The organism is Methylobacterium sp. WL1, assembly GCF_008000895.1.
Classification (GTDB): Bacteria; Pseudomonadota; Alphaproteobacteria; order Rhizobiales; family Beijerinckiaceae; genus Methylobacterium.
This window is the reverse complement of sequence record NZ_CP042823.1, coordinates 2455097-2475671: the sequence shown is the minus strand read 5'-3', so window position 1 is coordinate 2475671 and position 20575 is coordinate 2455097. Positions and strand designations below refer to the sequence as shown.

The window sequence follows — 20575 nt, the reverse complement described above, 5'->3', positions numbered from 1 at the left end:
GCAGCGCGCACTCCCACCTGCGGGACAAAGCCCCGGTGGGAGTGCGCGTGGGTTGAGGAATCGCGGCCCCTGCCGCACCATCGGCGCGTCCGGGCCCTCCGGCGCGGTTGATTCGATGCGTGCCGAATTCGGAACAGGTTATCGAACGTGAGCATGCAAGTCCTGATCGTCGAGGACGAGGAGGCGCTGACTACCCTGCTGCGCTACAACCTGGAGGCCGAAGGATTCCTGGTGGATTCGGCCAGTCGCGGTGACGACGCCGAACTGCTCCTGGCCGAGCGCACGCCCGATCTGGTCCTGCTCGACTGGATGCTGCCCGGCCTCTCGGGCATCGAGTTGTGCCGCCGCATCCGGGCCCGACGCGAGACCGAGCGTCTGCCGGTGATCATGCTCACCGCGCGCGGCGAGGAAGGCGACCGGGTCCGCGGGCTCGGAACCGGCGCCGACGACTACATCGTCAAGCCGTTCTCGGTGCCGGAACTGCTGGCCCGCGTTCGGGCGCTGCTGCGTCGGGCCAAGCCGGCCCACGTCGCCGACCGTCTGGCGGCGGGCGACATTGAGCTCGACCGCTCCGGCCACCGGGTCCGGCGCGCCGGCGAGGAACTCCATCTCGGGCCAACCGAATTCAGGCTGCTCGAATTCCTGATGCTGGCGCCGGGCCGGGTTTTTTCCCGTGAACAGCTCCTCGACGGGGTCTGGGGCCACGACGTCTACATCGACGAGCGCACCGTGGACGTGCATGTCGGGCGGCTGCGCAAGGCGCTCAACGCCCCCCGGCAGGCCGACCCGATCCGCACCGTGCGGGGCTCGGGATACGCCTTCGACGAGACGTTTTCCCTCGAAGCCTGAAGACCTCCAGCCCGTCGGGGCGGAACGGCGCGCCTGCCTCCTCGGTCAGCGTGCCAGCGCTGCGCTCTTACCGGAGGCGGCCGGTACCGCCTGCAAGGCCGCCAGCACCGTTCCCTCGGTGAGGATCTGCGGCAGCACCTTTGCCTCCCCAGTGCCCGTGTAGAGCAGGTACAGCGGGACGCCGCTGCGCCCATGCGCCTCCAGCAGGCGGGTGATCTCGGGGTTCTGGTTGGTCCAGTCGCCCTTCAGGTAGGTCACACCCCGATCATTCATGGCGGCCCGCACGGCCTTCGTGGACAACGAGGTCGTCTCGTTGACCGCGCATGTGATGCACCAAGCGGCGGTCATGTTCACGAAGACCGGCCGCCGCGCGTTCACCAAGGCGTCGAGACGCGCCTGCGTGAAGGGCTCGACGCCCTCTGCGGCGGCACGGGCGACGGGCACGGCCCGGTCGCGATCGAGGGTCAGGGTCAATGCCCCGACGGCGACGACCGTCAGCAGCGCGACGCCCTGGACGCCGGGTCCGACCCGCGAAGCGGCGGCGCGCCCGTGCTCCCAGGCCCAAGCCGCGAAGCCCACCAGCACGAGGCCGATCAGCCCCACCAGAAGCCCCTGCGGGCCGACCTGCTGGGCCAGGACCCAGATCAACCACGCCACCGTTGCGTAGACCGGGAAAGCCAGAACCTGCTTCAGGGTTTCCATCCAGGCGCCCGGCCGCGGCAGCGCCCGCAGCGCCGGCGGCCACAGGGTCAGCGCCAGGAAGGGCAGGGCGAGGCCCAAGCCCATGCTGGCGAACACCGCGAGCGCGACGCCGGCGCTCTGGGTCAGCGCGAAGCCCACGGCCGAGCCCATGAACGGTGCCGTGCAGGGGGTTGCCACCAGGGTCGCGAGAACGCCCGTAAAGAATGAGCCGCTGAGACCCGAGCGCCGGGCGAGCCCGTCTCCGATGGCGGTGAGCCGACCGCCGACATGGACAACCCCCGAAAGGCTCAGGCCCATGGCGAGCAGCAGATAGGCGAGCCCGGCCACCACGGCCGGCGATTGCAGCTGGAAGCCCCAGCCGATCGCGGCCCCGCCGCCCTTGAGGGCGAGCAGCAAGCCTGCAAGGCCTAGGAAGCTTGCCATCACCCCAGCCGTGTAGGCGAGGCCGTGCAGGCGCACGCGCGCCGCGCTCTCGCCGGCATGCCGGACGAGGCCGAGCACTTTGATCGACAGGACGGGAAAGACGCAGGGCATCAGGTTGAGGATCAGCCCGCCCAGAAAGGCCAGGCCCGCCGCGGTCGCCAGGGTCAGCGCGTCGAAGGCCGGGGCGACCGGTTGGGCTGCGGCGGAAGCCTCGGGTGCAGCCACTGGGACCGGTGCAACCGGCTCGTCCCCGTACGCGAAGGCCAGGCGATGCGTTTCGGCGCCGGTCGTCTCCTCCACGGTGAGCACGCCCGGCAGGGCGGCCGGTGCCGGGTCCGTCGGGGTGCTCCGCGCGAGGGTGAGGTGCAGGCCGGATGCGTCGACGCGCATCACCTGGACGGCGGCGTTGTCGATGGCGGTCTCGGAATAGGGGAAGAACGATGCAGCCTTGATAGACTCGGGCTTTAGGCCGGCCGCGGCGAAGTCGAGTTGCAGCGTGTCGCCCTGACTCGAGAGTTGCAGCGGCCAGAGCGCAGGGGCGGGCAATGCGGTGCGAGCCCGCTCGAACATGGCAGCCTGCCCGGCATCTGGCCGGGGCTCGCCCACCGGCAGGGTCAAGGCGAGGTCGGCGGAGCCCGGGACGCATTCGGTCTCGCAGACCAGGTAGGTCAGCTTGGCCTGGATCCGCACCGGATCGGCCGGGTCGAGGCTCGGCGGCGGCGTGACCGGCACGAGCAGGGTGACCTCGCCCTCGTAGCCGTAGTTCATCAGCGTCGCGATCGCGATGCGCTCGGGGGCGGGCCACCGGATCGCGCCGGCGTTGAAGCCCGCCGGCAAGGTCCAGGTCACTTCGGGGGGCAGACCGGAATCGCCCGGGTTGCGCCAGTAGACGTGCCAGCCCGGCTTCACCTGCATCCGCACCGCCAGGGTGAACGGCTGCGCCCCGGCCACCGCGATCGGCTCGGCCACGAGGCTCGACCGCACCAAGTCGGGTGGCGTGCGGAAGCCTTGCGCCGACGCGGCCGACAGGCTTGCGGTAAGGGCCAGGACAAGGAATGCGAGGCGGCGGATCATGCTGTCCCTTCGCGCGCGGGTCGGCCGCGGTTTCACCCGCGTCATCTCCGAGACGCAGGCGGGTCGTCTCGTGACGGGCCTTATAGCGCGCCGGTTCGGGCCCTGTCCTGCGCTCCAGCCCATGAGCCATCGGCCACGACGCCGCTGAGGCGCTCAGCGGGGCTCGAACAGGATGAGGGAGAGGGCGACCCTTCACTGAGTTCGTGGAGCTCGCGCTGTTCGCCGTGCTCGGCGATGACGCGCAGCGTTTCGCCGGCCGTCTAAAGAGCTTTGCGTATCGCCAAGCCGACGTCGCAAAGCTTGTCACCGTCGAGCGGGTCGGTGGCGTCGTCGCAGACGATCAGCTGGACCCGCCGGACATCGTCACCATCCGATCCTTGCGTGTGGCCGAGGCGCACGTTCTGCACCGGGGCGCACTCGAAGGCGCCCGGATCAGAGCGCCAGAGGCGCAGTGGCGCGGTCCAACCAGCCGCGGGTTCCGGCATCGACGAGCGGCGCCAGTGTGTCGCGCACCCGGGTGTGGTAGGCGTCGATCCAGGCCCGCTCTTCCGGCTCGAGCAGGTCCGGGCGGATCAGCCGCCGATCGTAGGGTGCGAGCGTCAGGGTCTCGAAGCCGAGCATCGGGCGTTCGCCTTCAGGGATCTCACGGGGCTCGACGAGGACGAGGTTTTCGATCCGGATGCCGTAGGCGCCCGGGGCGTAGTAGCCCGGCTCGTTCGACAGGATCATGCCGGGCTCCAGCGCCACGGTCCCGGTCTTAGCGATGCGCTGCGGACCCTCATGCACCGACAGGAAGGCGCCGACGCCATGACCGGTGCCGTGGTCGAAATCGAGCCCGGCCTGCCACAGCGGAGCGCGGGCGAATGCGTCGATCTGGGCGCCGGTCGTGCCCTTTGGGAACACCGCCCGGGCGATGGCGATATGTCCCTTCAGCACCCGGGTGAAGCGGTCGCGCATCGCATCCGTCGGCGCGCCGACCGCGACCGTCCGGGTGATGTCGGTGGTGCCGTCCGGGTATTGAGCCCCGGAATCGATCATGAACAGCTCGCCGGCCCGCACGGTCCGGTCGCTTGTGCGCGTAACCCGGTAATGCACGATCGCCCCGTTCGGGCCGGAGCCCGAGATTGTCGGGAACGACACGTCGCGCAGGTCGCCGCCGGCCGCGCGGAAATCCTCCAGGGCCTCCACGGCGGCGATCTCGCTCAAGCCCCCCGTGGCGGCGGCGCCGTCGAGCCAAGCCAGGAAGCGCACGACGCTGGCGCCGTCGCGGGTGTGGGCGGCGCGCGCGCCAGCGATCTCGGCGGCGTTCTTGACCGCCTTCATGCCGGTGATCGGGTCCTTGCCGATATCGGCGGTCCCGCCCGCGGCTTCGATCTTCTCCTTCAGGGCCACGGCGCCCGTCGCCGCATCGACCCGCACGCGCACACCGCTGAGCGAGCCGAGCCCGTCATCGAGGTCGGCTCGCGACAGGATCTCGGCGACCGGCGCCAGCGCCGTGCGCAGGGCCGGATCGACCTTGGGCGAGACCAGGAACAGCCGCGCCCGCCCTTCGCGTGGCAGGATCGCGTAGCCCAGCGCCAGCGGCGTATGGCCGACATCGGAGCCGCGCAGGTTGAACGCCCAGGCGAGATTGTGCGGGTCGGAGATCACCAGGGCATCGCAGCCGCCCTCAGCCAGGGCCGTGCGCACACGGGTGAGCTTGTCGGCGACCGACTCACCCGCGAACGCCTCGGGATGGGGAACCACCGGCCCGGCCGGCGGCTTCGGACGGCCGGCCCAGACGGCGTCGACGAGGTTCGGCACGGGCCGTAGCGATCCGCCGGCCTTGACGGCGGCCCGTTCCAGGCGAGCGACGCCGTCCGGCGTGTGCAGCCAGGGATCGTAGCCGAGAACCTGATCGCGCTTGAGGTTGTCGGCGATCCAGGCCTCCGCGGTCGATTCGGCCAGCGGCACCACGGTGACGACCCCGGTATCGACCTGTTCGGGTGCCTGCAGGGTGTAGCGCCCATCGACGACCAGGGCGGCCGACTCGATCAGGATCAGGGCGGTTCCGGCCGAGCCCGTGAAGCCGGTGAGCCACGCCAGCCGTTCCGCGTCGGCCGGCACGTATTCCGACTGATGCTCGTCGGCCCGGGGCACCACGAACCCGTCGACGGCGGTCTCGCGCAGGGCCGCGCGCAAGGCCTCGATGCGCTCCACGCCCTTGCGATGGCTCGGATCGTCGAAGGTCTGGAACCGGTGGCGGGGCGGACTTGGCTCTGTCATGCGCGGACCCTATCGCCGGGCGGTCCCTCGTCGCAACCGGGCGGAATCGACGCGTGGATCGTGCGCAGCGCGGTTTTTCGAGCCGTCCACCCACCTTTCGGATGATGCTCGCGGGCGTAACCTATGGTTTAGAGTCGCGCGCAATCTTATCACGCCAGATCTTTGCCCTATCTCCCAGGTCATGCCACGCCGCGTCTTCTACCGAATCAGCGACAGAGCCGACGGTCTCTTCGACGCCATCACCACGATCGAGCCGGATACGGTGATCCGGCGCGACGGCTTCGCTTCGCTTGCGGAGGCGGAGGAGTGGGTCGAGGGTCTGCGCGTCCTGATGGCTGCGCTCGGCGCCCCGGTCGCACACGCGGACGATGCGGAAAGCCCGGTCGTCGAGGCGTTGCCAGAAGGATCGACGGGGCCTGGACGGCTCCGGACCGCGCGTTAGTGCACGGACGGTTTGGGATTCCCGGCGGTACGACGGAATCAGGCGTCGGCGATCGGCAGATCCGGGGCTTTGCCGGATGGCACGCCATCATAACCCTCGAGCCAGGCGATGCGGTCGGGTGAGTCGGCCGGATAGGGACAGGAATCCTTGGGACGGCCCCGGGCCCGGGCCTGCGCGCCCTCGGTGATGGGATCGGACGGCGGATTGGGGCGCGGCGTCTGGCTCATGCCCGGGCAATGCGCGGCCCGGGTCCCGGTTCAGCGCCGGGGCCGCTTCGCCGCACCGCCGCGGGCCAGCACCAAGGCGACCCAGCCCTCTATCAGGCCGCTTCTCACGAGATGGAAGCCCTGGTGGCGGTAGGCTGAGAGCACACCCGCCACGTCACGCTCGATCAGGCCTGACAGGACCAGCACGCCCGCAGGCGCGACCACGCGCGACAGGGTCGGAGCGAGGCGGCGCAGGGGCCGCGCGAGGATGTTGGCGAAGACGAGGTCGAAGTGCCGCGTCCGGTCCGCGAGCCGGTGGCGTACGCCGGGACCCTCGTAGAGTTTGAGATAGGGCCCAAGGCCGTTAAGGCGGGCGTTCTCCCGGGCGGTCCGGACCGCCTCGCCGTCGAGGTCGCCCGCCACAACCGCCTGCCGCAAAACCTTGGCGGCCGCGAAGGCCAGGATCCCGGTTCCGGTGCCCACATCCAGCACATGCGCCGGACGCCGTCGCTTCAACTCCGAGACCAGCGCCCGCAGGCAGCCGAGGGTCGTACCGTGATGGCCCGTGCCGAACGCCAGGGCCGCCTCGATCTCGATCGGCAGATCGTTGCCGCGCACCGCGTCGCGGTCATGTGCGCCGTGCACGAGGAAGCGGCCGGCCCGGACCGGCTTCAGCCCCTCCAGGGAGGTGCGGACCCAATCCTGCTGCTCGATGGTGCGGAACTCGGCGACGTCGGCCTCGTCCCCGATCACCGGGCGGATCAGGTCGCGGACGTACGCCTCGTCCGGCGCGTCGGCGAAGTAGGCCTCGAGCCGCCAGGTGAAGCCATCCGCATCCTCGAACGCCGCCACGGCGGTCTCGGTGGGATCGAACATCTCGCCCAGCAGATCCGTCATGGCCCGGGCCGACCGCTCATCGGTCGTCAGGCGCAGGATGTGAGTCGGGCGGTGGGGCGGCAGACCTTCGAGCATGGTGCCGGGCTGTAGCCCCGGAGCGCGCCGCATTACAGGGGCAGATGCGAAAAAACCGTATCCGACGCCACGATCTCATCGCGTCGGAGACCAGGATTGCCAATTTGTTGCTGCTTCGACACATCTGACAATCACCGGACAGAAATCGATTTAAATCAGTTTCCGCGCAGGATTTCGCTGATTACAACAGTCTCGGCTTTCCCAAGGCCAGACCCTCAACTCTGGCGCGCCGCGCTTCGTGAGCCGGCGCGCCCGTTTTGACAGATGACAGCGTCGCCATGAACTCACCCCTGCTCGTCAGCGTCGCCGTCACGCTCGCGACGACCCTTGTGGCCACGCTGTGGGCCATCCTGGTCGCGGCCGGGATGGGTCCGGTGCCCGAGGGCGAGCAGCACGAGCGGCGCGACATTCGGACCTGGTGAGACGGATCGCGCAGCTGGATTCGCAGCGGATCGCGCCCAGGAATGCGGCACGGTGTCTAAGCGTTAACCACAGAATCCATGGATCGCCCGCGGAACTGGCGACGTGTGCCGACGTTTTTGCCAGCTTTCGCCAGACGCGTGACCAAGCAGGGTGCGTACAGCGTGACCAAGTCCAGGCGTTCCGGACCGCGCGGCCCCACCATCGTCAACGATGGGGCTGTCCCTCCCTCACCCCGTGAACGGATCTTCGGCGGGCCGGCGCCGGACGGCCCGCTTCCAGGTCATCTCCTGGTCCTGCTGAGCCGGCTGCACCGGGCCGAGGCGGCGCCACGGGAGCGCCGGGAGACACCGCGCGGCTGAACGGCGCTTGGCCCGCCGGGGCACCGCACTTAAGGTCCCGGGCGCAGGCGGCCGGTTCACGGGGCCCGCCACGGGATTCCCGAGCCGATGCGACCCACAAGACGGATCTTGACGCTCATCGCCGTGCTGGCCGTCGTCCCGGTTGCCGGGACGGCGAGGGCCGCCGATCCGGTGGTCGTCTTCGCCGCGGCGAGCCTGAAGAACGCGCTGGACGACGCGGCGGCAGGCTGGACGAAGGAAACCGGCACGATCACCCGGATCTCGTATGCCGGCTCGAATGCCCTGGCCAAGCAGATCGAGGCGGGGGCGCCGGCCGACCTGTTCATTTCAGCCGACCAGGCCTGGATGGACTACGCCGAGAAGGCCGGCAGCTTGAAGCCCGACACGCGCGTCGATCTCCTGCGCAACGCCCTGGTGCTGATCGCGTCCGAGCCGAAAGAGGGCGGGTCCGACCCGGAGGTCGCCCTGGCGCCGGATCTCGGTTCTACGCTCACCCGGATCCTCAACGGTGGCAAGCTGGCGATGGCGACCATCGACGCCGTCCCGGCCGGCAAGTACGGCAAGGCCGCCCTCGAGAAGCTCGGGGCCTGGGACGCCGTGAAGGGGCAGGTTGCCCAGGCCGAGAACGTGCGCGCGGCGCTGCTGCTAGTGGCCCGCGGCGAGGCGCCGTTGGGCATCGTCTACGCCACGGACGCGGCCGCCGAGCCGGGCGTCCACGTGGTCGCGACCTTCCCGTCCGACAGCCATCCGCCGATCGTCTATCCGGCCGCACTGATCAAGGATTCGCGCAACCCCGATGCCGCCACCCTGCTGGCGTATCTGCGCGGCCCGGCGGCAAGGGCCTCCTTCGAGCGCCAGGGCTTCAGGGTGGTGGGCAAGCCTGGCGCAAGCCGGTAGCCGTCCGCGCCCGCGGCCGTGTTCGGCCTCCCCCCCGACGCCTGGAACGCCGTCACGTTGAGCCTGCGGGTGGCCAGCGTGGCGACCCTCGCGAGCCTGCTGCCGGGGCTCGCGGTGGCGTGGCTGCTGGCGCGACGCCGGTTCCCCGGGCGTGCACTGCTCGACGGTCTGGTCCACCTTCCGCTGATCCTGCCGCCGGTGGTGACCGGATACCTGCTGCTGCTGGCGCTCGGCCGGCGCGGCTTCCTCGGCAGCGCCCTTGCGGAGATCGGCATCGTCTTCGCCTTCCGCTGGACCGGGGCGGCGCTCGCCTGCGCGGTGATGGGGTTCCCCCTGATGGTGCGGGCGATGCGGCTGTCGATCGAGGCGGTCGATCCCAGGCTCGAGCAGGCGGCCGGCACCCTCGGGGCGAGCCCGCTCGCGGTATTCCTCACCGTCACGCTGCCGCTCAGCCTCCCGGGCTGCATCGCGGGTGCCGTGCTGGCCTTCGCCAAGGCGATGGGCGAGTTCGGGGCGACGATCACCTTCGTGTCGAACATCCCCGGGGAAACCCAGACCCTGCCCTCGGCGATCTACACGCTGACCCAGGTCCCGGGCGGGGAGGGGCCGGCGCTGCGCCTCACCCTGATCTCGGTCGCCCTGTCGGTGGCGGCCCTGCTGGTTTCGGAGTTCCTGGCGTCCCGCGCCGCGCGCCGGCTGCAGGCGGGCTGATGGCGGGACGCCCCACCGTCGCCCGATGCGACCGCCGCTCAGGCGTACGCGTAGGGACCACCCCGCTCCAACGCCGCGGCGTAGGCCGGGCGGGCATGGATGCGCGCGAGCCAGGCCGTGACCCGCGGCCCGGTCCCGGTTCCGCGGGCCGCGAAGGCCTCCAGCGGGAAGCTCATCATGATGTCGGCCGCGGTGAACTCCGCGCCGCAGAAGAACGGCCTGTCGGCAAGCTCCCCCTCCCAGAACGCCGCGTGCCGCCGCAGATCCGGATCGACGAAACTCTTGAGCACCGTGTCGGCGATCCCGCGGACCAGGGGCCGCAAGGCCCAGGGACTCTGCGGAGCCAAGCGACCGAAGACCAACTTCAGCAGCAGCGGCGGCATGGCCGAGCCCTCGGCGTAGTGCAGCCAATAGGTGTAGCACGCGCGTTCGGGCGTTCCCGGAGCGGGCACCAGGGCGCCGCCGGCCCGGTCGGTCAGGTAGGTGACGATGGCGCCGGTCTCGGCCACCACCGTTTCGTCCTCCGTGATGATCGGCGCCTTGCCCAGGGGATGGATAGCGATGAGGTCCGGGGGCGCCCGCATGGTTTGCGGATCCCGATCGTACCGCTTCACCGTATAGGGGAGGGCAAGTTCCTCCAGCAGCCACAGCACGCGCTGCGAACGGCTGTTCTCGAGGTGGTGGACCGTGATCATCGTGGAGGCTCCGTGGCGGGTGCCAACGCGCCGCGCCGCCGCCCGTGCCACGGCGGGTATGCGCCATGAGCATCGCCGTCGACGTCCAGCTCCGGCGGGGCGCCTTCGCGCTCGATGCGGCGTTCACGGCGGGCCCGGGACTGACCGCTTTGTTCGGGCGCTCGGGATCGGGGAAGACGACGCTGATCGACCTGATCGCCGGGCTGGCCCGGCCGGATCGCGGCCGGATCGACGCCGGCGGGGCGACGCTGGTCGATACCGCGGCGGGCATCTTCCTGCCGCCCCACCGGCGGCGGGTCGGTGTGGTGTTCCAGGACGCGCGGCTGTTCCCGCATCTCAGCGTGCGGAGCAATCTCGGCTACGGTCGCGTGTTCGGGCGCCGGCCCGCCGACCCGGCCGGCTTCGCGGCGGTGACCGAGATGCTGGGGATCGGCCACCTCCTCGACCGCCGCCCCGCCGGCCTGTCGGGGGGCGAGCGCCAGCGGGTGGCGATCGGGCGGGCGCTGCTCGCCAAGCCGCGCTTGCTGCTGATGGACGAACCACTGGCGGCCCTCGATGAGGCCCGGAAGGCCGAGATCCTCCCGTATATCGAGCGCCTGCGTGACGAGGCCGGCGTGCCGGTCGTCTACGTCAGCCACGCGGTGGCCGAGGTGGCACGGCTCGCGACCACGGTGATCGTGCTGGAGGAGGGGAGCGTGGCCGCGTCCGGTCCCGCCGAGGCGATTCTGCGCCGGGCCGATCTGGTGCCTGTCCACGAGGCGGAAGCCGGCGCGCTCCTCGACATGGTCGTAGAGGGGACTGATCCGGAGACCGGGCTGACCCGCCTGACCGGCACGGCCGGTCAGCTGCTGGTACCCGGCCTGGCGGCGCGCCCGCCCGGAACGCGGCTGCGCGTGCGGATCCCGGCCCGTGACGTGCTGGTGGCGACCGAGCGGCCCCGGGGCCTGAGCGCCCGCAATATCCTCCCCGGCCAGGTCGCGACCGTGACCCTGAGCGGCGCCGAGGTCGCGGTGGAGATCGATTGCAACGGCGCACTGGTGGCCGCGCGGGTCACCGCGGCGGCATACCGCGAACTGGGGTTAACCCCCGGACGCCCCGTTCACGTCGTGATCAAGAGTGCAGCGTTCGACCCGTCGGGAATTGGAACGCTGCGACCGACGGTAGAAATCTAATCGACCGTATTCGCCTGGAAACACTGGAATTCGGATGGTGATCACAACCTTTGATTAGAGGATCGATGCCACCATGGGTTGTGCAGCCGCCGCGGCGGCTCGGCACCCGGAGGGCGTTTCGATGGGCTGGGTCCAGAGGCTTCGGTGTGGCGGTCGGCCCGGTCTGGCCTGCCGGAGCGGCAGTTCGGCGGTGGAGTTCGCGCTCGTCGCGCCGCTGCTGCTGATGCTGTTTGCCGGCATTACTGCCTTCGGCATTTGTCTGGGCGCCATCCACAACCTGCGCCAGATTGCGGCCGAGGCGGCCCGCGCCTCCATCGCGGGCGTCACAGACGTCGAGCGCGCGACCCTGGCGCAGACCATGGTGAACCGCAGCCTCAGCGGCGGCGCGATGTTCCGACCTGAGACCATCAAGGTCCTGGTCGGCCCCGATCCGAGCGATGCCACGCTCTACACGGTCACCGTCACGCTGGACGCCAACGCACTGGGGATCAACGTCTTCTCCAAGCTGATCCCGATGCTGCCCAGCGTCCTGCGCAGCAGCATCAGCGTCCGGAAGGGCGGCCTGTGAACCGATGGCGCGCGGCCATCTGGGCGCGGCGCTTCGGCCGGGCCCGAGGCGGCAACGTGGTGATCCTGGTGGCGCTCGGCAGTTCCCTGCTGATGGGGGCCGGCGCCGTCGGTATCGATCTGGGTCAGGTGTTCCAGGCCCGTCGTAAGGCACAGGGTGCGGCCGACATCGCCGCGATGCTCGCCGCCGTGGACCCGGCCAAGGCGGACACGGTGGCGCGCCGCTCGCTGGGCGATAACGGCTATGCCACCGCGCAGGCGACGGTGGCGACCGGCGGTTACGACGCCAGCGCGCCCAATGTCGCGCCCGGCAGCCGGTTCAACCCCGGCGTGAGCCCGGCCAACGCCGTGCGGGTCGGGCTCGCGACCACGGTCCCGGTGACCTTCGGCCGGGCGATCGGGCTGCCCGGCAGCGTGCCGATCCGGGTCACCGGCACGGCGGCCAGCGCGCAATTCGCGGCCTTCACGATTGGCTCGGGCACCGTGGGCCTCAGCGGCGGGATCGCCAACGCCGTCCTCGGAGCCCTGCTCGGGGCCAAGCTGACGCTGGGCGTGAGCGATTACAACGCGTTGGCCAGCGCCAAGGTCGACGGCCTGCGCGTCCTCGACGCACTGGCGGCAAGCCTCAACCTGCAGGCGGCCAACTACACCGATATCGTGAAGGCCAACGCCAGCGTCGGGCAGATCCTGATGGCGATCCGGGTTGCCGCGCAGGGCAGTTCCGCCACCGTGGCGGCCCTCTCGAGCATCCTCAACGCGCTGCCGAACGCCGGCAACCTCGTGCCGCTCGGCCAAGTCGATGCGCTGGGCGACGTGGCGGCCCTCGCCCCCGGACGCGGCTTGGCCGGCCCGTCCTTGCAGGTGATGGACATCCTGGCCGCCACCGCGTCCCTGGCCAACGGCCAGAACCAGGTGGCGATCGATCTCGGCGCCACCGTGCCGGGGCTGCTCTCGACCCGGCTGACCCTGGCGATCGGCGAACGCCGCCGCAGCTCCGGCTGGGTCCGGCCGGGAAGCCCGAACGTCACGGTAAAGACGGCCCAGACCCGGCTGCTTATCGAGGCCACGGTCTCGGCCCCGCTCGGTCTCGGAACCGTCTATCTGCCGGTCTATGCCGAGGTTGCGTCCGCCCAGGGGACGCTGCGCACGCTCACCTGCTCGGGAGCCAACGGCGGACGCCAGGCCACCATCGAGGTGCAGACCGGCGTCGCGACCCTTGCGATCGCGGCGGTGAACCGGGCTTCGATCAACGGGGGCACCACAAGCCCGGACCTGTCGCAGCCGGCCGTGCTGATTGGGCTGCCGCTGATCAATATCGGCGGCCGGACAGTCACCAATATCGGCGCGACGACTCAGACGCTGACCTTCACGGAGGCCGATATCGCTAACAACACCGTACGCACCGTGTCGTCCGGCAATATCGCGCAATCGCTGACCGGCAGCCTGCTGAGCAATCTCAGCCTGAACCTGAACGGCTTCGGCCTGACCCCGCTGCTCCAGACCTCGCTGGCCACGACGCTCAGCCTCGCCGCTGCGCCCCTCGATCTGGTGCTCGATCAGGTCCTGCGCAGCCTCGGCGTGCGGATCGGCTACGCGGATGTCGAGATGGACGGTACCATCTGCAGCCAGGCCGTACTGGTGCAGTGACGATCAGGAGTGACGGCGAACCGCGTAGCGGTAGCGGCGCCCCTGCTCATCGAGCAGTTCGCTGTCCGAGCCTTCCTGCCAGACGACCTCGTCCTCCGGCGCCTTGGCGTTCGTGAGTGTCGCGCCGCGGACGATGTCGAGGTTCAGGCCGAAGCCGTAATTGGTCGCCGCGGCCTCGGTGATCGCGGCCGAGATGTCGGCCTCGTCGGGCAGGCAGGCGAACAGCACGCCGTCGGCAATCGCGAGGGTATAGGTTTGCACGGAGGGGCTCCGGGGATCGACACGAGTGGGGGCCGGCACGCGAGCGCTCCAACCTAGGAGGCCCGCTCGGAACGAGAAGCGCGTTCTCTGAAATGCTGCATTGCAACATGGGGAGAGCGTTGCTCACCACAAGGTGCCGAGCCCCGGGCTCTCAGCGGGCCAGATGCGCGTCCGGGAGCCGGGCCATCGCGCCGATCATCGTCTTGGCTTCCGGAGCACCCGGGGCCGTGAGGTGCTGGGCTTGCAACGTGCCGTCGATCCGCTGAAGACCGGCCTCGATCCCGGCTGCACGCATTCCGCGGTGACGGCGTAGGCTTCCGCAAGCCCGGAAAAATTCCCTCATCTTCCCCTAAATCATCACACCGTTGCCCGGGGCAGGGAGGCCGGGCATTCCGGCTCCACGACGACGGTGGCCGGCACGGTTCCGTCGCCGACCAAGGCATCCGCCACGGCGTCGGGCGAGATCGCGGCCTCGGTGGTGGTTCCGCCGGGCTCGGCGGTGATCCTTGCGGTCTCGCGGCGCGGTGGGGTGTCGGCGCCGGCATGCTCGTCGGCGACCCGGGCGACCGCGTCCGCGGTGATCAGCCCAATCCCGGCCGCGTGCTCCGCCATGGCGACGCTGTCGGCGGCGAGCACGAGGCTGGAGCCCGCCCGGGCCACGGCGCCGGCCAGCCGGACGATCTCCTCGACCCGGGTGGCACCGTTGGAGACGTTGCGGATGTAGACCGCCAGCACCCGCCCGGGATGCTCCTCGACGATCTGCGCATAGACCTCCGGATCGTGCTGGCCGCTGTCGCCGATCAGCACGAAAGGCAGGTCGCGGTAGAGCGACAGCATGTGCCGGATCAGCGCCTGTTTGTGGTCGGTGGCCCGGCGCGGCAGCGGGTGCGTCCAGGACAGGCCCCATTCCCGCAGGAACAGCACCGGGCCAACCGGGATGCCGTGCCGCTGGAAGAACTCCGACAGCATCTCGTAGAGGCCCCAGGGCGCACGGGAGACGTAGAGCATCGGGTTGCCCTCGGCTCCGCCGGCACCCGCGTGCAGGGCCCGGTACAGGGCGGCGACACCCGGGAACGCAACCCGGCTGTCGGCATCCTCCACAAACAGCCGCCAGAGCATCTTCAGCTTGTTGGCGACGCCGGTGTGCATCACCGTGTCGTCGATGTCGCTGATCACCACGCAGCGGCAGCCGTCTGGCGGGATGAACACCGCGCCCTCGGCGGGGATCGGTGTCGTATCTTCGAGGACGAGGTCCACCGGATGCCATGCGCCAGGCTGCCCCGGCAGGTCGCGCGGTTGGAGACGCAGGCGGAAATAGCCATCGCGGTCAGTCTCGACCCGGGTCGCGTCCCCGCCGAACCGGGCCGTGATCGCAGCGCCCGCCACCGTGCGCCGGGCGATGCGGCGGCGTAGGTCGCGCCACTGGGCCCTGAAGGAATCCGGGTCCTCTCCGGGGATGCCGGGCGATTGCCGGAACACCCGGCCGATCAGGAAGATCTCATCGCGCGAGCCGTAGCCGCGATAAGGCTCGACCACGAGCCCGCCGAGGCCGGAGCCGCCGTGCCCCTGGGCGCGACGGACCGGGCGGGTGAGGACCCGCAGCGCCTTGGTGGCGCCGCGGCGAACCCGTGAAGCCATGGGGCCGGTCTCCGTCGAGCGGCTCAGGCTTGCGGCAATTCGGGGGTCAGCCCCATCGCGTCGAGGCCCTCCTCCAGGAGGTCGCCGGCATCGGGCGCTCCCAGCAATTCCTTCACGGCGCCTTCGCCCGCGGCCTCACGCTCGCGGGCGAAGCGGACCGCCTCGCCCCACTCCTCCGGCTCCATGTCGCCGCGGCCGACATACAGGAGGGCGAGCAGTTCGGCCCGGGCGTCGTCGTCGAGGCCCGCGATGGCGCCGCGGACCTCGGATTCCGTTGCGTCGTCGGTGCCCGAGATAAGTACGTCGGTGGAGCCGTCGTCGATCGGGTTCGAGCCCGAATCCGGATCGGTGTTGCCCTCCTTCACCTCGATGGCGCGCAGCCGCAGAACGATGTCGGTGACGGTCTCGACGGCGATATCCATGCGCTGGTCTCCGGACGCTGACTGGGTCGGACGTTTCCGCCCTCAAGCCGCGACAACGGGCGAGTGGCCGCCGGGTTCGCCTCGCCGAACGCGACAGGTGCGACGCCGGCCCCGGCATGCGTGGTCCACGCCACTTTCCGCTTGCCGGACCATAGGCTAGAGGCTGCCGATCCTTTCCAACAACCCGAACGACAGCGGCGATAGACGTGACATCTTTGAACGCCGCCGCGACGACGCCTGCCGATACCGTCGATTGTCAGTCTAACAACCACGACAAGCCCTGGTGTTTGCCGTCGCGGACCGCGGCGCTGCTCGGTGCCCTGGTGCTCGGCTTCGTCGCAGCACCGCCTCCGGCCGAGGCTCGGGCCGCCGAGGCCAGCGCGCCGAGCTGCTACGTAACCGGGGGCGGCGGCCTGGAGATCTGCCGCGACGGGACCGAGGCAGAGGGCGTGCTGATCGCGCCGGCGCCCTGCGCATTCGTGCGCGGCGTCCAGATCCTGCGGCTGCCGCGCGCGGAGACGCCGGGGCCGCTGCAGATGATCTTTCAGGGCCAGAGCCCGCTGGCGTCGCGCCGGCGGGACGAGCCCTGCCCGGAGCGGCGCGCCACCGACAGCCGCGACGGTGGGTCCCTTCGCACCGGGCGCAGCCCGGAGGCGCTGGCCACGACGCTGCCGCCCTCGGCCGACCGGTTCTGGGTCGATCTCCCCGAGGAGCGTGCGCGGGGCCGCGGCTGGTCCGAGCCGCTTCCGACCGCCGAGGGTATCGGCCCCCGCGACCCGATCGCGGTCTCGGGCCGCGATTGGGCCGGGGAGGCCTACAGCTACGTCTTCCTGCTCGGGCAGGAGCGGGTGAATGTCGGCGGCGACCCGGAACCCGAGTCGGCGGGCCGGCGGCGCGGGCGCCGCAAGTCCGCGCGGGACGAGGCCGCCGACCAGCCGGCCGACATCAGGCGACGGGTGCAGATCGCGGCCCGCACCCTCGACTTCCAGACCTTCGAGATCCGCACGCGCAGCCCGGACGGCTACGGGCTTGCCTGGACGCCGTTCACCCCCGGCGGTCGCGGCACGCCGCCGACCCCCGCCCCGGTGGCCGACGAGGCCGGCAAGCCGATCGCCTCGTCCTGCCCGGCGCCGGCCTTCGAGACCCACGGGCTCGCGGGCTCGATTAGCGTGGTCGACCGCACCTACCACTACGTCTACACGGACGTAGTGCCCGAGGATTGCGGGCTCGCCCCCGAGAAGCGCCGCACAGCGCTCTACCTGCGCACCTCGAAGGACCTCTCGGCCGCGAAGGTTTGGTCGGCGGCGAAAAGTCTCGCCGGGCCGCTGCCGCCCGGGAGCATCGTCCGGGTAGCGCGCGCCAAGGGCATGCAGCGCTGGGCGGTGTCCTACACCTGCCAACGCCCGGCCAACGCCCCGGGGGGGCCCGTGGCCGATATCTGCCTGCAATACACGCCCGACATGAACCTCGACGGGATCGGGGCACTCACCCTCTACGCTGACCCGATGGCGGCCGGCCGCTCGCCGGCTTATCTCGGGCTCCGCTCAGGGGGCGACGGCACCGGCCGCTACGACCGCAGCGCGCATTTCTGGATGACGGATGCGCAGGGCAATCTCGACACCCCTGCGATCTATCCGGGCAAGGCCGGGTTCCTGACTTGGCTCGACCGGCTGGCACCGACGGCCTCAGGGCGCGACGCCTCGACCCTGTACGGGCGGCCGGTCTACTGGGCGACGTGGACGGTGCGCCGGATCGGCGCGCAATAACCCGAACGAGACGCTATATGGGCGGCCTTCCTGCCGCCCGAGTCGTGCCTCTTGGAACCGATGGACACCCATATCGACCTGTGGTTCGCCGCGAGCATCGTGGTGATCTCACTGCTGCTCTCGGCCTTCTTTGCGGGCGCCGAGACCGCTTTCACGGCCGCCTCCCGGGCGCGGATGCACGCCCTCGAACAGTCGGGCGACCCGCGGGCGGCGATCGTCAACCGCATCCTGGCGATCCGGGAGCGCTTCATCGGCGCGATGCTGATCGGCTACAACATCGTGGCGATCGGCGCCTCGGCCTTCACCACCAGCGTGCTCACCGCCCTGTTCGGCAAGAACGGCGTGATCTACGCGACCGTCGGCATGTCGGTGCTGGTCATCGTCTTCGCCGAGGTACTGCCGAAGACGCTGGCCATCTCCAAGCCCGACAAGGCGGCCCTGCTGATGGCCCGGCCGGTAGCCTTCGCGGTCGCCATCATGGGCCCGGCGGCGATCTCCATCGAGCACTTGGTTCGGCTGATGCTGAAGCCGTTCGGCATCACCATCGGCGAGCACCAGTCGATCCTCACCGCCTCCGAGGAGCTGCGTGGGCAGGTGGCGCTGATGCACCGGGAGGGTGGCGTCGCCAAGGCCGAGCGCGACATGCTCGGCGGTCTGCTCGACCTATCGAACCTGTCGGTCTCGGACGTGATGGTCCACCGCACCAAGATGCGGGCGATCGACGCCGACCAGCCCTCCGAGGACATCGTCCGGGCGGTGCTGGCCTCGCCCTATACCCGCATGCCCCTCTGGCGCGGCACGCTCGAAAACATCGTGGGCGTGCTCCACGCCAAGGATCTGCTGCGGGCCCTCGACGCGGCGGGCGGCGACGCCTCGGGGCTGAAGGTCGAGGCCCTGGCGCTGGAGACCTGGTTCGTGCCGGGAACGACGTCGCTGCGCGCCCAGCTCAAGGCGTTCCTGACCAAGAAGACCCACTTCGCCCTGGTGGTCGACGAGTACGGCGAGGTCATGGGCCTCGTGACCCTGGAGGACATCCTGGAGGAGATCGTCGGAGAGATCGCCGACGAGCACGATGTCACCGTCTCGGGCGTGCGCCCGCAGGGCGACGGATCGGTCAATGTCGATGGCGGCGTCCCGATTCGCGACCTCAACCGGGCGATGGACTGGAACCTGCCCGACGACGAGGCCACCACCATCGCGGGCCTGGTCATCCACGAAGCCCGGACCATCCCCGACCAGGGCACCGCCTTCAACTTTCACGGATTCCGCTTCCAAGTGATCCGAAAGGCCAAGAACCGGATCACCACCCTGCGGATCACGCCGTTGACCGCCACGGGCATCCAGACCACCGCGCAGGCGGAGGCTCAGCGCGACCCGGTGTGAGGGGTCGTCGGAGGCATTCGATGAACACGCCTCCGCCGACAGCGGGGGAATCGAACGAACGACCAAGCCGTTGCCGCGTCATCCCGGGCCCGCCTGCGGCGCCCCGGGATGACGCGGCGGGTCACGGAAGCGCCGCTGCGAGGATCCCGGCGTCGCACGACAAGCGGGACAGGTCGCGCCAAACACCTCGATAAGGCTCGGTTCAGACCCTTAGCCTACCGCCTCCAGCCCCTCGGAGCGGATCCAGTCGCGGGTGCGGTCGAGCGCCCGGCCGAGCCGGTCGAACAGCGCGTCGATCTCGTCGGGGCTGATGATCAGCGGCGGGCAGACGGCGACCCGGTCGCCGGTGAGCGCCCGCACGATCAGGCCCTCGGCCTGCGCGAAGGCGACGCAGCGGGCGGCCACACCGGCCTTAGGCTCGTACTGGCGCTTGCTGGCCTTGTCGGCGACGATCTCCAGCCCGCCGATCAGCCCGATGCCGCCGGCCTCGCCGACGATGTCGTGCTCGGCCAGCGCCGAGAGCCGGCGCTGGAAGTGCGGCGCCTTCTCGGCCGCGCCCTCGATCACCCGGTCGCGCCGGTAGATCTCGATCGCCTTCAGCGCCACCGCGGCCGCGACGGGATGTCCGGAATAGGTGGTGCCGTGCCCGAAGGTGCCGAGCTTCTCGCTCTGGCCGATCATCGCCTCGTAGAGCGGCTCGTCGATGCTGACGCCGCCGAGCGGCATGTAGGCGGAGGTCAGTGCCTTGGCGAAGGAGATCGAATCGGGCCGGATCCCCAGCGCCTCGCTGCCGAACCATGTGCCGAGCCGGCCGAAGCCGCAGATCACCTCGTCGGCGATGAGCCGGACCTCGTATTTCGCCAGCACCGCCTGGATCGCCGCAAAGTAGCCGCGCGGCGGCACGATCGCCCCGCCGGCGCCCATCACCGGCTCGGCTATGAAGGCCGCGACCGTCTCGGGGCCCTCGCGCAGGATCGTCTGCTCCAACTCGTCGGCGAGGCGGGCCGAGTAAGCGTCCTCGGTCTCGCCCAGCTGGGCGCCCCGGTAGAAATGCGGGCAAGCGACGTGCAGGAAACCGGGCAGCGGCAGGTCCCAGTCGGCGTGGTTCGCCGTGAGGCCAGTCATCGAGGCGCTGGCGACGGTGACGCCGTGATAGCCCTTCTGCCGCGCGATGATCTTCTTCTTCTGCGGCCGGCCCACCGCGTTGTTGTAGTACCAGGTCAGCTTCACCTGCGTGTCGTTCGCTTCCGACCCGGACGATGTGAAAAAGATCTTCGAGGTCGGGACCGGCATCAGCTCCTTGAGGGTCTCGGCCAACTCGATCCCCGGATCGTGGCTGCGACCGGAGAACAGGTGGGTGAAGGGCAGCCGGCCCATCTGGACCCGGGCCGCCTCCACCAGTTCCGCATTCGAGTAGCCCAGCGCGGTGCACCACAGCCCCGACATGCCCTCGATGTAGGACCGGCCCTCCGTGTCGTAGACGTGGACGCCGTCGCCGCGCTCCAGGACCAGCGGGCCGGTATGTCGGTGAGCCGACAGGTTGGTGTAGGGGTGGAGCAGGGTTTCTACGTCGCGGGTCGCGAGATTCGAGAGCATCGTTTGCACCGTCCTCATGCCCAGGGGATCCGCCACACTACCGACCCGATGCCCGTGCAGGTAGTCCCGCGGCCCTGCGCCCGGCCTTTGCCGGATGCATGCCCC

Annotated in this window: 21 protein-coding genes; 10 read left to right on the top strand and 11 right to left on the bottom strand. The window is 70.4% G+C overall.

The genetic code is table 11. From position 1 onward, the window contains the following. Positions 1-153 precede the first annotated feature (153 nt). Positions 154-849, top strand: coding sequence for a phosphate regulon transcriptional regulator PhoB (phoB, locus tag FVA80_RS12090; RefSeq protein ID WP_147854464.1), 696 nt, complete (start codon positions 154-156; stop codon positions 847-849). Positions 850-894: 45 nt separating this feature from the next. Here phoB and FVA80_RS12085 read toward each other — a convergent pair whose 3' ends face one another. The 3 genes from FVA80_RS12085 to FVA80_RS12080 all read right to left on the bottom strand — a co-directional run bounded on the left by FVA80_RS12085 (position 895) and on the right by FVA80_RS12080 (position 5313). Then, positions 895-3048, bottom strand: coding sequence for a protein-disulfide reductase DsbD domain-containing protein (locus FVA80_RS12085; RefSeq protein ID WP_187193656.1), 2154 nt, complete (start codon positions 3046-3048; stop codon positions 895-897). Between the two features lie 260 nt (positions 3049-3308). Further along, positions 3309-3455, bottom strand: a complete 147-nt coding sequence (locus FVA80_RS30505; protein ID WP_187193655.1) for a hypothetical protein — start codon at positions 3453-3455, stop codon at positions 3309-3311. Positions 3456-3480: 25 nt separating this feature from the next. After that, a complete protein-coding gene (locus FVA80_RS12080; RefSeq protein ID WP_147910074.1) occupies positions 3481-5313 on the bottom strand; it encodes an aminopeptidase P family protein in 1833 nt (610 codons plus the stop codon). Between the two features lie 181 nt (positions 5314-5494). On the opposite strand from FVA80_RS12080, the gene FVA80_RS12075 reads away from it, so the two are divergent. Beyond that, complete coding sequence (locus FVA80_RS12075; protein ID WP_147910075.1) at positions 5495-5755, top strand: hypothetical protein; 261 nt, start codon at positions 5495-5497, stop codon at positions 5753-5755. Between the two features lie 38 nt (positions 5756-5793). On the opposite strand, the gene FVA80_RS12070 is transcribed toward FVA80_RS12075, so the two are convergent. Beyond that, positions 5794-5982, bottom strand: a complete 189-nt coding sequence (locus FVA80_RS12070) for an Rmf/CrpP family protein (RefSeq protein ID WP_147910076.1) — start codon at positions 5980-5982, stop codon at positions 5794-5796. A 30-nt stretch (positions 5983-6012) separates the two neighbouring features. Continuing rightward, positions 6013-6933: a 50S ribosomal protein L11 methyltransferase gene (locus FVA80_RS12065; protein WP_147910077.1), complete on the bottom strand. Its 921-nt coding sequence runs from the start codon at positions 6931-6933 to the stop codon at positions 6013-6015. A 278-nt stretch (positions 6934-7211) separates the two neighbouring features. On the opposite strand from FVA80_RS12065, the gene FVA80_RS30500 reads away from it, so the two are divergent. From FVA80_RS30500 to modB, 3 genes are all read left to right on the top strand, one after another. Further along, entirely contained in the window at positions 7212-7355 is a 144-nt protein-coding gene (locus FVA80_RS30500) for a hypothetical protein (RefSeq protein WP_187193654.1), read from the top strand. A gap of 447 nt (positions 7356-7802) precedes the next feature. Beyond that, complete coding sequence (modA, locus tag FVA80_RS12055) at positions 7803-8612, top strand: molybdate ABC transporter substrate-binding protein (protein ID WP_147957833.1); 810 nt, start codon at positions 7803-7805, stop codon at positions 8610-8612. 18 nt (positions 8613-8630) lie between these two features. Next, positions 8631-9323: a molybdate ABC transporter permease subunit gene (gene modB / locus FVA80_RS12050; RefSeq protein ID WP_147910081.1), complete on the top strand. Its 693-nt coding sequence runs from the start codon at positions 8631-8633 to the stop codon at positions 9321-9323. A 38-nt stretch (positions 9324-9361) separates the two neighbouring features. Here the strand turns inward: modB and FVA80_RS12045 are convergent, their stop codons facing one another. Next, positions 9362-10018 (bottom strand): glutathione S-transferase, encoded by a 657-nt coding sequence (locus tag FVA80_RS12045; protein ID WP_147910082.1) that lies wholly within the window; start codon positions 10016-10018, stop codon positions 9362-9364. Between the two features lie 65 nt (positions 10019-10083). Here FVA80_RS12045 and modC point away from each other — a divergent pair, with 65 nt between their 5' ends. The 3 genes from modC to FVA80_RS12030 all read left to right on the top strand — a co-directional run bounded on the left by modC (position 10084) and on the right by FVA80_RS12030 (position 13404). Then, a complete protein-coding gene (gene modC / locus FVA80_RS12040) occupies positions 10084-11190 on the top strand; it encodes a molybdenum ABC transporter ATP-binding protein (RefSeq protein WP_147910083.1) in 1107 nt (368 codons plus the stop codon). A gap of 73 nt (positions 11191-11263) precedes the next feature. Beyond that, a complete protein-coding gene (locus FVA80_RS12035; RefSeq protein ID WP_246692381.1) occupies positions 11264-11758 on the top strand; it encodes a TadE family protein in 495 nt (164 codons plus the stop codon). Further along, complete coding sequence (locus FVA80_RS12030) at positions 11755-13404, top strand: TadG family pilus assembly protein (RefSeq protein ID WP_147910084.1); 1650 nt, start codon at positions 11755-11757, stop codon at positions 13402-13404. Before FVA80_RS12035 ends, FVA80_RS12030 begins: the two co-directional genes overlap by 4 nt. A 3-nt stretch (positions 13405-13407) precedes the next feature. Here the strand turns inward: FVA80_RS12030 and FVA80_RS12025 are convergent, their stop codons facing one another. The 4 genes from FVA80_RS12025 to FVA80_RS12015 form a co-directional block, all read right to left on the bottom strand. Next, positions 13408-13665 (bottom strand): hypothetical protein, encoded by a 258-nt coding sequence (locus tag FVA80_RS12025; protein WP_147910085.1) that lies wholly within the window; start codon positions 13663-13665, stop codon positions 13408-13410. Between the two features lie 151 nt (positions 13666-13816). Next, the gene (locus tag FVA80_RS30495; protein WP_187193653.1) at positions 13817-13960 is read right to left on the bottom strand and encodes a hypothetical protein; all 144 of its coding nucleotides are present in this window, start codon (positions 13958-13960) and stop codon (positions 13817-13819) included. 62 nt (positions 13961-14022) lie between these two features. Next, on the bottom strand, positions 14023-15303 hold the full coding sequence (locus FVA80_RS12020) for a phosphatase domain-containing protein (protein ID WP_147910086.1): 1281 nt from the start codon (positions 15301-15303) through the stop codon (positions 14023-14025). Positions 15304-15326: 23 nt separating this feature from the next. Continuing rightward, on the bottom strand, positions 15327-15725 hold the full coding sequence (locus FVA80_RS12015; RefSeq protein ID WP_147910087.1) for a DUF3775 domain-containing protein: 399 nt from the start codon (positions 15723-15725) through the stop codon (positions 15327-15329). A 323-nt stretch (positions 15726-16048) separates the two neighbouring features. On the opposite strand from FVA80_RS12015, the gene FVA80_RS12010 reads away from it, so the two are divergent. Then, complete coding sequence (locus FVA80_RS12010) at positions 16049-17491, top strand: hypothetical protein (protein ID WP_246692412.1); 1443 nt, start codon at positions 16049-16051, stop codon at positions 17489-17491. A 60-nt stretch (positions 17492-17551) separates the two neighbouring features. Next, the gene (locus tag FVA80_RS12005) at positions 17552-18874 is read left to right on the top strand and encodes an HlyC/CorC family transporter (protein ID WP_147910089.1); all 1323 of its coding nucleotides are present in this window, start codon (positions 17552-17554) and stop codon (positions 18872-18874) included. A 210-nt stretch (positions 18875-19084) separates the two neighbouring features. Here the strand turns inward: FVA80_RS12005 and FVA80_RS12000 are convergent, their stop codons facing one another. Next, on the bottom strand, positions 19085-20470 hold the full coding sequence (locus FVA80_RS12000; RefSeq protein ID WP_147910097.1) for an aminotransferase: 1386 nt from the start codon (positions 20468-20470) through the stop codon (positions 19085-19087). Positions 20471-20575: the final 105 nt, after the last annotated feature.

Bases quoted from the DNA above. Each gene is read 5' to 3' on its own strand.
- FVA80_RS12070 (WP_147910076.1), bottom strand. From the start codon at position 5,982: ATGAGCCAGACGCCGCGCCCCAATCCGCCGTCCGATCCCATCACCGAG.
- FVA80_RS12035 (WP_246692381.1), top strand. From the start codon at position 11,264: ATGGGTTGTGCAGCCGCCGCGGCGGCTCGGCACCCGGAGGGCGTTTCG.
- FVA80_RS12015 (WP_147910087.1), bottom strand. From the start codon at position 15,725: ATGGATATCGCCGTCGAGACCGTCACCGACATCGTTCTGCGGCTGCGC.
- FVA80_RS12000 (WP_147910097.1), bottom strand. From the start codon at position 20,470: ATGCTCTCGAATCTCGCGACCCGCGACGTAGAAACCCTGCTCCACCCC.
- FVA80_RS12085 (WP_187193656.1), bottom strand. From the start codon at position 3,048: ATGATCCGCCGCCTCGCATTCCTTGTCCTGGCCCTTACCGCAAGCCTG.
- FVA80_RS12080 (WP_147910074.1), bottom strand. From the start codon at position 5,313: ATGACAGAGCCAAGTCCGCCCCGCCACCGGTTCCAGACCTTCGACGAT.
- FVA80_RS12020 (WP_147910086.1), bottom strand. From the start codon at position 15,303: ATGGCTTCACGGGTTCGCCGCGGCGCCACCAAGGCGCTGCGGGTCCTC.
- FVA80_RS30500 (WP_187193654.1), top strand. From the start codon at position 7,212: ATGAACTCACCCCTGCTCGTCAGCGTCGCCGTCACGCTCGCGACGACC.
- FVA80_RS12005 (WP_147910089.1), top strand. From the start codon at position 17,552: ATGGACACCCATATCGACCTGTGGTTCGCCGCGAGCATCGTGGTGATC.
- FVA80_RS12045 (WP_147910082.1), bottom strand. From the start codon at position 10,018: ATGATCACGGTCCACCACCTCGAGAACAGCCGTTCGCAGCGCGTGCTG.
- FVA80_RS12075 (WP_147910075.1), top strand. From the start codon at position 5,495: ATGCCACGCCGCGTCTTCTACCGAATCAGCGACAGAGCCGACGGTCTC.
- phoB (WP_147854464.1), top strand. From the start codon at position 154: ATGCAAGTCCTGATCGTCGAGGACGAGGAGGCGCTGACTACCCTGCTG.
- FVA80_RS30495 (WP_187193653.1), bottom strand. From the start codon at position 13,960: ATGCGTGCAGCCGGGATCGAGGCCGGTCTTCAGCGGATCGACGGCACG.
- modA (WP_147957833.1), top strand. From the start codon at position 7,803: ATGCGACCCACAAGACGGATCTTGACGCTCATCGCCGTGCTGGCCGTC.
- modC (WP_147910083.1), top strand. From the start codon at position 10,084: ATGAGCATCGCCGTCGACGTCCAGCTCCGGCGGGGCGCCTTCGCGCTC.
- FVA80_RS12065 (WP_147910077.1), bottom strand. From the start codon at position 6,933: ATGCTCGAAGGTCTGCCGCCCCACCGCCCGACTCACATCCTGCGCCTG.